A 237-nucleotide genomic window follows, 5' to 3' on the forward strand; every position below is an offset into this window, starting at 1 on the left:
CCGCGATCTGCACCACGATGCGCCGCGTCAGCGAAAAGAGCGTCGGTCCGTTCGAGCGCGGCATCAGCGCGCGCAGCCATTGGCTGTAAAGGCCGAACACGTTCGAGACGGCGGGCGGCATCGCGCGCGCGAGGCGCTGCGACAGCGGATCGGCCACGCGGATCAGATACGGCGTGGTGAGCGTCGTGATCGCCGAGACCGTCACCGCGATCGGATAGAGAAAGCCGCTCGTGACCT

The 237-nt window shown here is 67.5% G+C and carries 1 pseudogene; it reads right to left on the reverse strand.

Annotation, left to right across the window (positions count from 1 at the left end):
• Positions 1-237 (reverse strand): annotated as a pseudogene (locus SB751_RS35145) (cation/H(+) antiporter); the annotation flags it as partial.

This window comes from Cupriavidus sp. SIMBA_020 (assembly GCF_046535395.1).
Lineage (GTDB): Bacteria > Pseudomonadota > Gammaproteobacteria > Burkholderiales > Burkholderiaceae > Cupriavidus > Cupriavidus campinensis.